This is a genomic window from Bacillus sp. AK128 (assembly GCF_053903075.1).
Genome location: NZ_CP096379.1, coordinates 3,659,052 through 3,672,500, shown reverse-complemented (window position 1 = coordinate 3,672,500; position 13,449 = coordinate 3,659,052). Strand labels below are relative to the sequence as shown.

Genomic DNA, 13,449 nt, shown 5'->3' with positions numbered 1-13,449 from the left:
ATTGATTAATAAATTTGTTTTGGTTTTCTAAGTTTCTTAACAAGAGTAAATACCAATATTGGGATGAGGAGAATTAAACCAATTTTAAATGCACCTAACTGTAAAAATGAAACGAATAATGCTTTTAGAAAAGCGAACATTTATGATCCTCCAATGTTTATATTAGTTAAATATTAACATATTTTAACAGAATTGTGGTTTATATATTAGACTTAGATCCTCCTTTTTTAAAGCGAAGGAGTTTTCTTATGTGTGGAAAATTTACATTTGGGCCAAGGAACTATTGCATATTTATGGAAAATGTAATATAGTACATTATATCACTAATGCACTAACTCACTAAGTATTGAGGGGAGGTACTCGTTTGATTTTAGACACAGACAGTACGAAGCCGATCTATATACAAATTGCCGAATGGCTGGAAGCAGAGATTTTAAATGGAAATTTAAAAGAAGACGAAAAGGTTTTTTCCCAATATCAACTTGCCGATATGTATAACATCAATCCAGCAACAGCAGCAAAAGGACTCAATATGTTAGCGGAAGAAAATACCTTATATAAGAAAAGGGGTCTTGGTATGTTTGTTTCTAAAGATGCGCAGGCCATTATTCTCGAGAAGAGAAAAAACCAAACATTAAAAGGCCTCGTTCGAGAAGTTGTCATGGAGTCGAAGCGATTACATGTAAGTGAGCTTGAACTAATCGAGATGGTAAAAGCTCAATTAAAAGAGGAGGGAGATTTAGGATGAATGTGATTGAGTGTAAAAAGGTTAGTAAAGAGTACGGACAGACAAAAGCTGTTCATAATCTAACCTTTACCATAGAAGAAAACAAGATTACTGGACTGATTGGAAGAAATGGAGCGGGCAAATCAACCATTCTAAAAATGATTGCCGGGCTAATTAATAAAACATCTGGTGAACTCATTGTATTTTCGGAGCAGCCGTTTAATAGCTTAAAGGTTTCTGCTAATCTCATTTTTATTGATGAGAATATGATTTTTCCGAACTCAATGCCCTTAGCAAAAATTTTAGAAGAGGCGGGGAAGTTTTATCCGAATTGGGATATGAAGCTAGCTGAAGGATTGTTTAAATACTTTTTATTTAAAAAAACGGATCGATACGATTATCTATCAAAAGGGAAGAAAAGTACCTTTAATATGATTGTTGGACTATCAGCGAGATGTCCGCTCACCATTTTTGATGAACCAACCAATGGGATGGACGCTTCTGTGAGGAAAGACTTTTATCGTGCGTTATTGAAAGATTATATAGAATTCCCAAGAACAATCATCTTATCTAGTCATCTACTAACCGAAATGGAAAATCTACTTGAGGATATTTTGTTAATCAAGGACGGAGAAAAATGTCTGCATATGCCAGTGTTGGATATGAAGGAATTTGCAATTGGATTATCAGGAACACCGTCATTAGTTGAAGAGTGGACGAAGAATGCGAAAGTACTGCATAAGAAAAGAATCTCTAATGAAGTTTTATATGCAGTCATCGAAGATCAATTTAGTAAGGAAGAGAAAGAACATGCAAAAGGAAAGGGAATGGAACTATCACCAGTTTCAGCTGAGGAATTATGTATGTTTATGACCAGTAATACGACGGGAGGGATTGATGATGTCTTTAACCGAAGCTAGTTTATCGCAAATTATTGTAAAACAGTACCGATATAAATGGAATTCCTTCTTTGGAATTTTTTCAACTTTGTTTATTACTCAATTTCTGGGTGTTTTGATTTCATTAGGAAGTACTAGTGGAGGGGGCACAAGCTCTGAGTTTCTATCCGTGAACCTTTCGTATTTTTCCGGAAATATCGTGATTGGTTTTACATTTATTTGGGGGATCATTTCTGCGATTCTTTTAACAACGAAGGCCTACCGCTATGAGGATTTTACATTTGTTACGAACCGGTTGTCTAGTAGTATTTCCAACATCCTCATACTGGTTACCGCAAGCATAATTGGAGGAATTACAACCATCTTGTCTAGTGTACTCTATAAGCTCATCATTGTATTCGTATACTATAATTCAGAGCTTATAAACACTCCGATAGCTTTGAGTGAGTTGTTGCTTGGGATGGTCGTGACTACTTTATATATCCTGTTATTTATGTCAGTAGGGTACTTGATAGGAATGGTTGGTCAGCTAAATAAATTATTAATGTTTTTGTTTCCACCTCTCGTTATTTTTCTATTGTTAAGGAATGATGGAGATGTAATCAACTTTTTCATCTCAGAATCTTCTTTTCTACTGTTTTTTGTAAAAGCAGTAGCCATTGCGTTTCTGTTCTTTGCGACATCAGTTTTAATTCATAATCGAATGGAGGTTCGGACATGAGTATGCTTACTTTTCTTCCACTCTTTATATTTCTGATTGTCTTGACTCTTGTTTTCGTACCTGCCTTCTCACCTATGCTGAAGTCAAAGAGAATCGGATTTCTAGCAAAAGTCAATTTGAAATGGTTGAGTGGTGTTTATTGTTTGATCCTGTTGGTCTCCCTTTTGACCTTCTATCTTTTGCCAAGTGATATTTTTTCCTATACAGATGAGGAATTTGGAAAGCTTAATCTTGACGACGTTGATTACAATACAAATATCATCTATGATGCGTTATATAAAGGGAAAATCGAGGAAGTAGAAGAGGTTAATATTAATGAACAATGGGAGTTTTCCTATAGTGGGGAGCTGTTGACCATTAATATGAATGAAGACCAAACATCCATGCTCGTCATAGCAGAAAGAAGTAGTGAACTGAACGGTAAGATTGAGGCCACTCACTACACCTCGAAGGCATTTATACAGGGAATTGATTTCTCAGATCAACTACACCCACCGACCGTCGAATTAGATGGGGAAGAATTAAACATTAAAGACCCAGAATCGATAGAGTTGAAATTTTTTAAGCTCCAGAAAGAGTTCGTAATGAACCAGTTCGACCCAAATAAGAAAGACAATCAGTTTGTGATGGAATCCTCAGTTGGTGTCAATGTTCTGTATATAAAAATTCCCAAGGATTTAGGACTCGTTGGGAATATTCAATATGTTAAATGAGACAAAACAAAATAAAGCAGTCCGGTGATTTTATATCCGGGCTGCTTGTTTTAATTGTATATACATGAGAAACAGAGTGTTGTTTTCAAATTTATTCCAAAAAGGAAGGTGATAGCATTATAATCAATATAAAGACTAAGTGAGGGAGGAACGGATGAAGATCATTCTATTAGTAGTTGCAATTATTGCCCTTTTCTTCGTGTTAAAAAACTTTACCGCCATAGAAAAAGTTAGTGCTAGCTCAATGGGAAAAGAGATAGAGAAAAACACAATCATTATGCTATGGGGAATATTACTTGTCTTTTGCATGCTATTTATTCCTTATCAAATATGGAGTTTAACAGGAAGTTTAACTGATTGGAATGGGGTTTTTATAATAGGGGCTTCACTGATAGGAACAGTAATTATTTCCTACACGCTCTATTTTAAATTAAGACTAAGAGTTAAATAACCTAGAGGAGAAAAACAATGAATCAAGGAAAAATCATCGTTCTTAATGGAGTTTCTAGTTCAGGTAAATCGACTTTATCAAAGAAGTTACTTAGCCAGCTAAAAGATTATTATCATCTTAGTATAGATGAGTTCGATAAAGTTATTGAGGTAATGGAAGAACGAGGTATTGAAAACGGCAGATTAATACCAGTTCCAACCGAGTTTCTTTTCCATGACAATATAAAGATGTTCAGTGATTATGGAGTCAATTTAATAGTTGATCAAATTCTTTTTAATAAAGAAACTATGGACGATTTTTTAACGAAATTACATAAATATCCTATATTGTTTGTAGGTGTTTATTGTTTTGAAGAGGAGATTAATAGAAGAGAACTGCAGAGAGAGAACCGAACAGTGGGACAAGGGAAGAGCCAGCTGCAATTTGTCCACCAACAAAATGAAGTATACGATGTTTCGGTTAGGACAGATATAGAACCGCTAGAGCTATGTGTTGAGAACATTATCTCTGGGTTACAAAATATTGATAACCTTAATGGAGTAAAAGAGACATATAATAAGTGGTCCAAAAGAATAGAATAGTTTAGGAGGGAAAAATACTTATGTATCAATTACATTGTTTATTTGTCTTTTTTGGTGAAATGTTTATGTAGCCGAAGGAACCATAAAACTGTTTTTAGGAGAGGAGAGAGGAGATAAAAAATGGGAGTGCAAATTTATAGAAAAAGACGATCAATCCAAAGTTACTTATTTGAGAAGTTTATAGTTCTGCGAGGTACCAAAAGAGGATTTTCCAGTTTAGAAAATACCACAAAGTTTGTCAAAAAAACAGGTACTGAAAATATTAAGCCATATGCGATTGAGAAAGTTACCTTTTCTAGCAAGATAAAAGAGGAACTTTTTGAGGACATGCAGGTTTTCACATTAAATGACCATAATTCACCAAAACAAAAAGTTATTCTATATATACATGGCGGTGCTTGGACAAATCAACCTTTACATTATCACTGGATCTTCATGGATCAATTAGCTCAATCATTAAATGCCAAAATAATTGCTCCAATCTATCCGAAAGTCCCTCATTTTAACTATAAGCATACGTACCCCAAAATCTTAAACCTGTATAAAGAAATGCTTAGCTCTGTTGAAAGTCCAAGGCAATTGACCATTATGGGAGACTCGGCAGGTGGGAATATAACACTTGGCCTTGCACATCTTCTAAAGATGAACGACTTGCCTCAACCTAAAGACCTACTATTATTTTCTGCATGTGTGGATATGGAGTTGAAAAACCCTCTTATAGGTGAATATGAAAAAAAGGATCCGATGTTGTCAGTGGGAGGAATGGAAGTCATTACAAAAATCTGGGCAGATGATAAAAGTTTAGAAGACCCATTAATAAGTCCCATACATGGTGACTTTAAAGGACTTCCAAAAATCACACATTTTATTGGAACGCACGAAGGCTTATATCCAGACGCAATTAAACTAGATGAAAAGTTATCAGAACAAGGAGTTGAAATCAATACCTTCGTTTATCCTAAAATGAATCATGTATTTGTGGTGATGCCGATTCCTGAGGCAAAAGATGCTCAACAAAAAATAATGGATGTAATTAGTAGTGACTAAAGCTATTCCTTATAGAATTAGAACTTTGAGAATAGAGGTTTAGTGTGAATTGATTAAACTTGTCACACCAGGTCAGAATACTTGAATGAAAAATATGTACTATAAACTGTATACTTTTTTTGAGGTGATTTTCTGTTTAAGAAATATAGTAGGGTTTTATTGGCAGCTTTATACTTGTTTGGAGTGTTATCTCTTAATTACATTTATGATTTAAATAATACCACTTTAACTATTTTATTTGCTGTTTTCCTTATCTTATTGTGGATTTATGACATATCCAAACTAAAATCTAAGGGAAAGAAAGACTTTTAAAAAGTTATCTAGAAAGTAATGGAGTTCTTATTAAAACTACTATTTTCACATAATACTTAAGGGAACTAAACGTGAAGTAGTAGTTACATTTTAGAGTGAAATAAAGTAGGTGAATGGTTCATGAAAAGGGTTTTTCTCCCAGTTATTTATGTAGGGGAATGGGTTTTATTTTTATATGTTCTCCTTTTTGTTACTGTATTTAATATGATGTACTTTGCCAATTTGTTTTTGATTGATACTTCTTGGGAAGAACCAATTCTCCTACCTTTTAAAAGCTTTCTGCTTTTTGTATTAGGTATAGGAATTGTTTCCTTTATATATATAAGGTATTTAGTAGGGAATCTGTTTTATAAAAAGTTTAAAGAAGTAATCTGGGGATTATTATTCGGATCGAACCTGGTCAGTTGCATTCTTTGGCTTGGCTTGAGCAATACATTTAACTTGGCTAATAATGACCAAATTTTGCTGATAATTGCTTTATCAGTAAGTGCAATTTTAACCGTCCAGATTTTCTTGAAATATAAGAGTCAAAAAAACAACCTGCAACAATGATTACTGGGTAATCTTTAATTGCAGGCTTTTGTGTAAGAATTTAAGTAGTGAAAGGCTTTCTTTTAATACCTATATGCACCTTCACATGTATTAGCAATAGGTTCATAATAACAATGTTGTTTGTAATTTCCAGCAAATGGTTGATTGTACCATGTAGGTGGACACTCTCCATATGGATTAAAATACCATAGAGAATATTTAGAAGGATGCTCTCTCCAATATTTTAAGGTTTCTCTGGCTAATTTCTTTTCAACTTCTCTTGCTGGGTTATAGAATAAATTGCCTTTTTGTACTGCTTCAAAAGAATAATTTCCACCTTGTACTTGAAAAATTACATCACGTATTGACCTTAGATCCTTAAAGTCTAAGCAATCAGCTTTTAGTCGATTTACAATTACATTTCCAACCATCTTCATTCCTAATTTACCTTCACCCTCAGCTTCAGCCCTCATCATTCTTGCTAACACATCAACGTCTTTATCGGTAAATGCAACTCTCGTCACTTTTTCATCACCTCTATAAGAATTGTATGGAAAAAATTGAATAAAAATGTTTTATAAAAAAATAAATTGATGTTCTTTATGCAAGGAACACTCAAAAGTATAGAAAACAGTATTTATCTAAAAGGTATGAGTCAAGAATATATGCGGGATGAATTTCTCTTAAGTGCTGCCCTAGATAACTCAATGAACTGTGATGGATTTATATGGTAAAATAAAAGGGAAGAGGAATCAATTGAAAGTTTGAACGGGCATGAACTGAAAGGAGTCATGTACTTGCTCATCTTTGCAGAAGCTTTGCGAACAATTTCTATAACTATACTTGTTTTTAGCTCTTCCTTTTACTTTCGGCATCTAGTTAAGACTAAGAAACACAGGAAACTTCAAGCAGTAGAATTTATCATGTATATAGCCATTCAGATTGCGTTTTTTCTTTTTGCCATCAGTTTGCTTCTTTTTGTATTTGTTGTCTAATCAAGAGATACACCATGAAATAGAATTTACTTTATATATAGACTACTAATATATGTTTTTATTCATTTTAAGTTCATGATTTTCCACAGAAATGTTTATGAAGGAATAACTCATGGCCTTATGGCTGCATTTGAAGGAAAACATTTATAGCGAGGTTTCATACATGTATACTTTACTTATTTTATTTGCAATAGCTTTGATTGGAATCGTGTTGCTTTTTACCATTAAGAAAAGGAGTCCGTGGAAATTTATTATAGTCATATCTATTCTAACCATAGGAGCTTTACATTTTTTTGGTTTTCGATTTACTCCATCAAGTGCATTACCTATGGGTTCAAAGGTGATTCAAAGTATTGACACTGTTTATGGGAAAGCCATTTTAACATGAACTAAACCGTTTACTAAAAGGAATAAATGGATTAGAAAAAAAGGAAATAACTCTTTTTAGTAGAAAATATACTATTGAATGATCGTGACTCTTGATAAGGTGCATTTTATTGAAGAAAAGGGTGAATTGAGTGGTTAGACCTAAAGAACTTTTGGAATGGACGAAGGCATTGTTAATTGGGGCTTCATTAGCATTTATTATTCACACTTTCATTCTTGTACCTATAGTAGTTGAAGGAGCATCCATGCAACCTACTTTGCAGGATCAAGATCGAATGATTGTAACAAAAATTGGACAACCAAAGAGATTTGATATTATTGTTTTTCATGCACCCGAAGGCAAGGATTACATAAAGCGTGTAATTGGATTGCCAGGAGACCGAATTGAATACATTGATGATACCTTGTATATTAACGGGGAAGCTTACGATGAGCCGTATTTAGAAGAATATAAAAAAGACATAATCGATCGACCGCTTACAAATTCTTTTACGTTACAAGATACTCCTGTTAACAGTGAAGTTGTTCCAGAGGGTCATTTGTTTGTGTTAGGTGATAATAGGCGATTAAGTAAGGATAGCCGCCATATTGGTGTTATTCCAATTGAAGAGGTAGTAGGAACGACGAAACTTGTATTTTTTCCTTTTACTGAGTTGAAAATAATAGGTCGTTAATCAATAGTAAAGCGTATCCCTATTAGATACGCTTTTTTGCTTTGAAAAATTTTTCAATAAAACCCTGTGTATAGCATGGAATAAATGACAGACGATCTGCATAACATGAAAACTAGTTACTATTTCCAAATGAATTTTTTGCCGAATTATGTAGACAAATATTTTTCGGCGTGATATATTAATACCTGTCCTCATAAAACAGTGACATGCGGGTGTAGTTTAATGGTAAAACCTCAGCCTTCCAAGCTGATGTCGTGAGTTCGATTCTCATCACCCGCTCCATACATACGTTTACAAACGCAGTATTTCGTTTAAATGAAAACGAAGTATTGCGTTTTTTACTGTTCAATGGAGATTTGTGCTGTTCCTCCGTTGACCTGGGTAAACATATTACTAATGGCTTCCAACAGCTGACTCGCCTCTTCTGCCTCCATCGAAGGTAGCAAATAAACCACCTGAAGAGCTGAAGTTGTTTCCTCTGTAACAGCTGTCCGCTTTGCATCCACATAAGGACTTCCGAATGGTCCCGTTTGATCGACTGTTACGAGCTTTCCGCTTCCATCAATGTCTCGGTTGTTTAAGCCTTCATAGCTTTCCGTTTCATTACCGAGTCTCAGCTCGATGTCTCCATTCAGTTTATGCTGATCATAAATACCGATAGGAATTCCATACTGAATGGAAAAGAAATTATTGATATCAGCCGCAGAGTGAATCGTAGTCAAAAACTGCCTTTTCCCAATTCGTCTTAATAATGCTTCATGAGAAGGACGGTATTTACTTGGATCAACACCTAACTGTTTGAACACTTGTCTCCATTCTTGGATGCCCTTTTTAAAATCAACAAGAGGCATCGTCTCTAAATCAATCGCAACAGACTCTTGATAAAGCTGAAGACGGCCTTTAATCATTTGGGGAGAGGCACCTACAGTAATATTCTCGTATGTAATAATTCCGATTTTAAAGCCAGGAATTTTTTGGATTAGATTTGGGGCAATTGTTAGTTTCAAAATCTTACCTCCTTTTTGAATGCTATGAAATATGATACTATCACTATATAATTTTGAATGATATGAATCAAGAAAGGAGTGAGTTGGCATGGATATTCGTACTTTTCAAGATGAACTGATCCAATATAGTAAGACAATTGGTATTGATAAAATTGGATTTACAAGTGCATCTCCGTTTATAGAATTAAAGGAAAGGCTAGTTCGACAACAGGAGCTAGGGTTTCAATCTGGCTTTGAAGAGCCTGATCTTGATAAACGAACTCATCCGGAGTTAGTGTTACCACAAGCAAAATCCATTATCGCTATTGCATTAGCCTATCCATCTAAGCTTAAAGATGCACCAAGAAGTACAAAATCAGAACGCCGTGGAATTTTTTGTCGTGCTTCCTGGGGACAAGATTATCACGATGTATTACGTGATCGGTTACGAAAGCTTGAGGCGTTTATCCTTGAGCGTGTTCCAGATAGTAAAGTCAGGTCGATGGTAGACACAGGCGAGCTCTCTGACCGAGCGGTTGCAGAGCGGGCTGGGATTGGCTGGAGCGGGAAAAACTGTGCCATCATCACTCCTGAATTTGGTTCTTACGTATACTTAGGAGAAATGATTACCACGATTCCATTTCTACCTGACAAGCCGATAGAAGATAACTGTGGGACATGTACGAAATGTATTGACGCTTGTCCAACTGGTGCGTTAATTCAAGGTGGTCAGCTAGATTCTAACAAATGTATAGCGTTTATTACGCAAACAAAAGGGTTTATCCCCGATCAGTACCGAGAAAAAATCGGTAATCGTTTATATGGCTGTGACACCTGTCAACTAGTTTGCCCAGAGAATAAGGGTAAGGATTTTCATTTTCATGCCGAAATGGAACCGGACCCTGAAGTGGTCAAGCCTGTTCTAAAGCCATTATTATCAATGTCAAACCGTGAATTCAAGGAACGTTTTGGTTCCATTTCAGGTTCATGGAGAGGTAAAAAGCCTATTCAACGAAATGCTATTATTGCGTTAGCTCACTATAAAGATGATTCAGCAATGGAGGAGCTAACCAAGGTGTTAACGGAAGACCCTAGACCTGTGATGAGAGGAACCGCTGCATGGGCGATTGGGAAGATCGGTCATCAAACGAGTGAGAACATCTTAGTAAAAGCTCGAACAAAAGAAGAGGATCAGGATGTTTTACAGGAAATTGAAAAAGGTTTAGAGCTGCTAAACATTTAAGGTTCATCAATTCAATTTTTCACTCATACCCTTTAACGTAACACCTATTGTGGAGGGGTGAAATCTTAATGAATATAAGATCTATTTTGGAAGACCATGTATCCACTCGTATTCATGAGAATGTTGGGCGAAAAGGGAGCAGAAGCCCAGTTATAGAAGATGAATTAAAGCTTCGGTATCAGGGATTAAGAAATAGGAAAGCTGTTATTGTAAAAAGCCAAGCGGTTTGTCAAATACTCGAAATAAACGAAAGAGATAATGGACTCGACGTCCGATATTCAGTCCAGCTAAAGGATTTAATCAAGCAAGGTAATCAGTTTTTTAATGAGGAATTGATGGAAGAAAGACGAGCATTGATCGTGGATGAACAGGTTGTACAAGACCAGTTAATCCAACCGATTGAAGAAGCAGAAACCTTCGATGAAAATGATTTAATCTATGAGGACTCGTCACGAGAGCCTTTCGTTTATGATCGACGTGAAGCCGTTCGTTACGCAGAGCAGTGGTGGGATTCCTATAATCCAAAGTATGAAAAATTCGAAGTAGACTGTACGAACTATATCTCTCAGTGCTTACATGCAGGTGGAGCTCCGATGACTGGCTACCCGAACCGTGGAAAAGGCTGGTGGATGAGGGATGGTTCCTGGAGCTACAGCTGGTCTGTGGCAAATGCTCTTCGGCGATATCTGCCTAATGCTAAATCGGGCTTACGGGCGGTTGAAAAGGACAGTGCAAGTGAACTAGTGATTGGTGATGTGATTTGTTATGATTTTGAGGGAGATGGAAAATGGAATCATAATACAATTGTCGTCGCTAAGGATAGTGATAACATGCCACTTGTGAATGCACATACCTATAATAGCCGGATGAGATACTGGGAATATACAGATTCAACGGCTTATACACCAAACATTAAATATGCATTTTTGCATATTATAGATGATCAGTAAAATTTGACTTGGCGTAGGCCAAGTTTTTTCTTTTTGATAATGGTATACTACTGTGTAGAAATATTTAAAGAGGTGAGTAAATCGTGGGACTACATGTGGTTATGTACCAACCTGAAATTCCTGCTAATACTGGAAATATTGCAAGAAGCTGTGCAGCAACAGACACAACCCTTCATCTGATTCGTCCGCTTGGTTTTTCAACAGATGATAAAATGTTAAAGCGAGCAGGCCTAGACTATTGGGATCACGTTCAAATTCATTATTATGACTCATTGGACGAGCTATTTGACAAATATAATGAAGGCGAATTCTTTTACTTAACAAAGTTTGGAAAGCAGCCCCATACTACATTTGACTATAGCAATCTTGAAAAGGATTACTTCTTTGTTTTCGGCAGAGAAACAACTGGATTACCAAAGGATCTAATTGAGAGGAATATGGACCGCTGTTTACGTATTCCAATGAATGATAATGTAAGATCCCTGAACCTTTCTAATACAGCCGCGATCTTAATATATGAAGCGTTAAGACAACAGAACTATCCAGGTCTTACATAAAGAGAGCGTTCTGTTGTATGAAGGACATTTTTAGATGTAAACAGGCGCAAAAAGTCCTTCATCGAGGTTATGAAGGACATTGACAGACCTAAACAGGCGCAAAAGGTCGTTCATCGGTGTTATGAAAGCCCTTCTGAGGTCAAAATAAGGGCAAAAGGTCGTTCATCGGTGTTATGAAAGCCCTTCTCAGGTCAAAACAAGAGCAACCGGTCGTTCATCGGCGTTATGAAAGCCCTTCTGAGGTCAAAACAAGAGCAAAAGGTTGTTCATCGAAGATATGAAAGCCCTTTTCAGATCAAAACAAGAGCAAAAGGTCGTTCATCGGCGTTATGAAAGCCCTTTTCAGGTCAAAACAAGAGCAACCGGTGGTTCATAGAGGGTATGAAAGCCCGCAAACAAAAAGAACCACCTCTAGTAGGTTGGTTCTTTTTTATCATTACTTGTTTTTAATACCAGGCTTTGAATTATACCCAGCAGAGAAAATCGCTGTTAAGAAAGCAAGACAAACTCCAAGAATTAGAACTAATCCCATCTATAACGCCCTCCTTTAAAACTAGTCTACCCAAAACGTTAACTCTATTATAGCGAAATAATCATACGAAGTGAACGATTGTCACATATTTTTCTAAATTTTTATTAACCCCATTCATAAAAATCACATAGGTTAGTGTATATCTGTTAGGAGGGGAACAATACATGTATCGAAAATACGGAACTATTCAACAATATGAGGAAATTCCTATTCAATTTCCACCCCAGCATCAAGACGTACACCCAGGACTTCAGTATGTCATGGAGCCTCAACCTATTAGTGAAGTAAAATCCTATAAACCAAGTGGAAAATTAAAAGGAAAGATTGCATTAATCACTGGTGCTGATAGTGGCATAGGTCGTGCCGTAGCAATCGCCTATGCAAAAGAAGGTGCAGATATTGCTTTCGCCTATCTCTATGAGGATCATGATGCACAGGTAACGAAGCAACGAGTGGAAGAGCTTGGTAGACGCTGTCTTGCATTCAGAGGGGACTTAGGGAATGAAGAATTTTGCCAAACGATTGTCGGTCAAACGGTTCAGCATTTTGGGAAGATTGATGTACTCGTCAATAATGCAGCGATGCAATTTGTGGCCGAAAGTATTTTGGATATCACGACAGAACAGCTTCATCGGACATTTCAATCGAATATCTTTTCCATTTTTTACTTAACGAAAGCAGCCCTACCGTTCATGGAGAAAGGTAGTTCTATTATTAATACCGCATCAATTGTCGCTTACAGAGGACATAAGAAATTAATTGATTACTCGGCCACAAAAGGAGCAGTTGTTACGTTCACGAGATCATTAGCGCTGTCGCTAGCTGATAAAGGAATACGGGTGAACGGAGTCGCACCAGGACCAATTTGGACTCCACTCATTCCTTCTAGCTTCTCTGCTGATGAGGTCATGACGTTTGGCTACGAACAAACAGAATTAAAGCGAGCAGGACAGCCATTTGAACTCGCTCCGGCCTACGTATATCTAGCTTCTAAAGACTCTAGCTATGTTACCGGAGAGATGATCCATGTTAATGGTGGAGGATTTGTAAGCGGGTAAGATGAGAAGGCGTATTAATTAAATGAAGCATGAGGGGTAATCAATGCTCTCATGCTTTAGTTGTTTCTATGAATAACGGAAATAT

General features: G+C 36.3%; 17 protein-coding genes and 1 tRNA gene. 15 read left to right on the top strand and 3 right to left on the bottom strand.

Annotated elements, in window-relative coordinates; genetic code table 11:
* Positions 1–5: 5 nt before the first annotated feature.
* On the bottom strand, positions 6–140 hold the full coding sequence (locus tag M1D60_RS18400) for a hypothetical protein (protein ID WP_456276284.1): 135 nt from the start codon (positions 138–140) through the stop codon (positions 6–8).
* Between the two features lie 224 nt (positions 141–364).
* Here M1D60_RS18400 and M1D60_RS18395 point away from each other — a divergent pair, with 224 nt between their 5' ends.
* The 8 genes from M1D60_RS18395 (at position 365) to M1D60_RS18360 (ending at position 6,003) form a co-directional block, all read left to right on the top strand.
* Complete coding sequence (locus M1D60_RS18395) at positions 365–748, top strand: GntR family transcriptional regulator (RefSeq protein ID WP_456276283.1); 384 nt, start codon at positions 365–367, stop codon at positions 746–748.
* On the top strand, positions 745–1,647 hold the full coding sequence (locus M1D60_RS18390; RefSeq protein WP_456276282.1) for an ATP-binding cassette domain-containing protein: 903 nt from the start codon (positions 745–747) through the stop codon (positions 1,645–1,647). The genes M1D60_RS18395 and M1D60_RS18390 overlap by 4 nt, the downstream gene beginning before the upstream one ends.
* Entirely contained in the window at positions 1,625–2,347 is a 723-nt protein-coding gene (locus M1D60_RS18385; RefSeq protein WP_456276281.1) for a hypothetical protein, read from the top strand. The genes M1D60_RS18390 and M1D60_RS18385 overlap by 23 nt, the downstream gene beginning before the upstream one ends.
* The gene (locus tag M1D60_RS18380) at positions 2,344–3,060 is read left to right on the top strand and encodes a hypothetical protein (protein WP_456276280.1); all 717 of its coding nucleotides are present in this window, start codon (positions 2,344–2,346) and stop codon (positions 3,058–3,060) included. The genes M1D60_RS18385 and M1D60_RS18380 overlap by 4 nt, the downstream gene beginning before the upstream one ends.
* Positions 3,061–3,214: 154 nt before the next feature.
* Positions 3,215–3,511, top strand: a complete 297-nt coding sequence (locus M1D60_RS18375; RefSeq protein ID WP_456276279.1) for a hypothetical protein — start codon at positions 3,215–3,217, stop codon at positions 3,509–3,511.
* A gap of 17 nt (positions 3,512–3,528) precedes the next feature.
* Entirely contained in the window at positions 3,529–4,092 is a 564-nt protein-coding gene (locus M1D60_RS18370) for a phosphotransferase-like protein (protein WP_456276278.1), read from the top strand.
* 120 nt (positions 4,093–4,212) lie between these two features.
* Positions 4,213–5,139, top strand: a complete 927-nt coding sequence (locus M1D60_RS18365; RefSeq protein WP_456276277.1) for an alpha/beta hydrolase fold domain-containing protein — start codon at positions 4,213–4,215, stop codon at positions 5,137–5,139.
* Between the two features lie 432 nt (positions 5,140–5,571).
* Positions 5,572–6,003 (top strand): hypothetical protein, encoded by a 432-nt coding sequence (locus M1D60_RS18360; protein ID WP_456276276.1) that lies wholly within the window; start codon positions 5,572–5,574, stop codon positions 6,001–6,003.
* Positions 6,004–6,065: 62 nt separating this feature from the next.
* Here the strand turns inward: M1D60_RS18360 and M1D60_RS18355 are convergent, their stop codons facing one another.
* Complete coding sequence (locus M1D60_RS18355) at positions 6,066–6,506, bottom strand: cell wall hydrolase (protein ID WP_456276275.1); 441 nt, start codon at positions 6,504–6,506, stop codon at positions 6,066–6,068.
* Between the two features lie 634 nt (positions 6,507–7,140).
* On the opposite strand from M1D60_RS18355, the gene M1D60_RS18350 reads away from it, so the two are divergent.
* The 3 genes from M1D60_RS18350 (at position 7,141) to M1D60_RS18340 (ending at position 8,320) form a co-directional block, all read left to right on the top strand.
* Entirely contained in the window at positions 7,141–7,365 is a 225-nt protein-coding gene (locus M1D60_RS18350; RefSeq protein WP_456276274.1) for a hypothetical protein, read from the top strand.
* 130 nt (positions 7,366–7,495) lie between these two features.
* On the top strand, positions 7,496–8,038 hold the full coding sequence (gene lepB / locus M1D60_RS18345) for a signal peptidase I (RefSeq protein ID WP_456276273.1): 543 nt from the start codon (positions 7,496–7,498) through the stop codon (positions 8,036–8,038).
* A gap of 208 nt (positions 8,039–8,246) precedes the next feature.
* A tRNA-Gly gene (locus M1D60_RS18340) sits at positions 8,247–8,320 on the top strand.
* 56 nt (positions 8,321–8,376) lie between these two features.
* Here the strand turns inward: M1D60_RS18340 and M1D60_RS18335 are convergent.
* Positions 8,377–9,045: a B3/B4 domain-containing protein gene (locus M1D60_RS18335; protein ID WP_456276272.1), complete on the bottom strand. Its 669-nt coding sequence runs from the start codon at positions 9,043–9,045 to the stop codon at positions 8,377–8,379.
* A gap of 88 nt (positions 9,046–9,133) precedes the next feature.
* On the opposite strand from M1D60_RS18335, the gene queG reads away from it, so the two are divergent.
* From queG to M1D60_RS18315, 4 genes are all read left to right on the top strand, one after another.
* Complete coding sequence (gene queG, locus M1D60_RS18330) at positions 9,134–10,267, top strand: tRNA epoxyqueuosine(34) reductase QueG (protein WP_456276271.1); 1,134 nt, start codon at positions 9,134–9,136, stop codon at positions 10,265–10,267.
* Between the two features lie 74 nt (positions 10,268–10,341).
* A complete protein-coding gene (locus M1D60_RS18325; RefSeq protein WP_456279489.1) occupies positions 10,342–11,217 on the top strand; it encodes an amidase domain-containing protein in 876 nt (291 codons plus the stop codon).
* A gap of 101 nt (positions 11,218–11,318) precedes the next feature.
* The gene (trmL, locus tag M1D60_RS18320; protein ID WP_456279488.1) at positions 11,319–11,774 is read left to right on the top strand and encodes a tRNA (uridine(34)/cytosine(34)/5-carboxymethylaminomethyluridine(34)-2'-O)-methyltransferase TrmL; all 456 of its coding nucleotides are present in this window, start codon (positions 11,319–11,321) and stop codon (positions 11,772–11,774) included.
* A 696-nt stretch (positions 11,775–12,470) separates the two neighbouring features.
* Positions 12,471–13,364, top strand: a complete 894-nt coding sequence (locus tag M1D60_RS18315) for an SDR family oxidoreductase (RefSeq protein WP_456276270.1) — start codon at positions 12,471–12,473, stop codon at positions 13,362–13,364.
* Positions 13,365–13,449: the final 85 nt, after the last annotated feature.

Bases quoted from the DNA above. Each gene is read 5' to 3' on its own strand.
- M1D60_RS18400 (WP_456276284.1), bottom strand. From the start codon at position 140: ATGTTCGCTTTTCTAAAAGCATTATTCGTTTCATTTTTACAGTTAGGT.
- M1D60_RS18390 (WP_456276282.1), top strand. From the start codon at position 745: ATGAATGTGATTGAGTGTAAAAAGGTTAGTAAAGAGTACGGACAGACA.
- M1D60_RS18385 (WP_456276281.1), top strand. From the start codon at position 1,625: ATGATGTCTTTAACCGAAGCTAGTTTATCGCAAATTATTGTAAAACAG.
- M1D60_RS18380 (WP_456276280.1), top strand. From the start codon at position 2,344: ATGAGTATGCTTACTTTTCTTCCACTCTTTATATTTCTGATTGTCTTG.
- M1D60_RS18375 (WP_456276279.1), top strand. From the start codon at position 3,215: ATGAAGATCATTCTATTAGTAGTTGCAATTATTGCCCTTTTCTTCGTG.
- M1D60_RS18370 (WP_456276278.1), top strand. From the start codon at position 3,529: ATGAATCAAGGAAAAATCATCGTTCTTAATGGAGTTTCTAGTTCAGGT.
- M1D60_RS18365 (WP_456276277.1), top strand. From the start codon at position 4,213: ATGGGAGTGCAAATTTATAGAAAAAGACGATCAATCCAAAGTTACTTA.
- M1D60_RS18360 (WP_456276276.1), top strand. From the start codon at position 5,572: ATGAAAAGGGTTTTTCTCCCAGTTATTTATGTAGGGGAATGGGTTTTA.
- M1D60_RS18350 (WP_456276274.1), top strand. From the start codon at position 7,141: ATGTATACTTTACTTATTTTATTTGCAATAGCTTTGATTGGAATCGTG.
- queG (WP_456276271.1), top strand. From the start codon at position 9,134: ATGGATATTCGTACTTTTCAAGATGAACTGATCCAATATAGTAAGACA.
- trmL (WP_456279488.1), top strand. From the start codon at position 11,319: ATGTACCAACCTGAAATTCCTGCTAATACTGGAAATATTGCAAGAAGC.
- M1D60_RS18315 (WP_456276270.1), top strand. From the start codon at position 12,471: ATGTATCGAAAATACGGAACTATTCAACAATATGAGGAAATTCCTATT.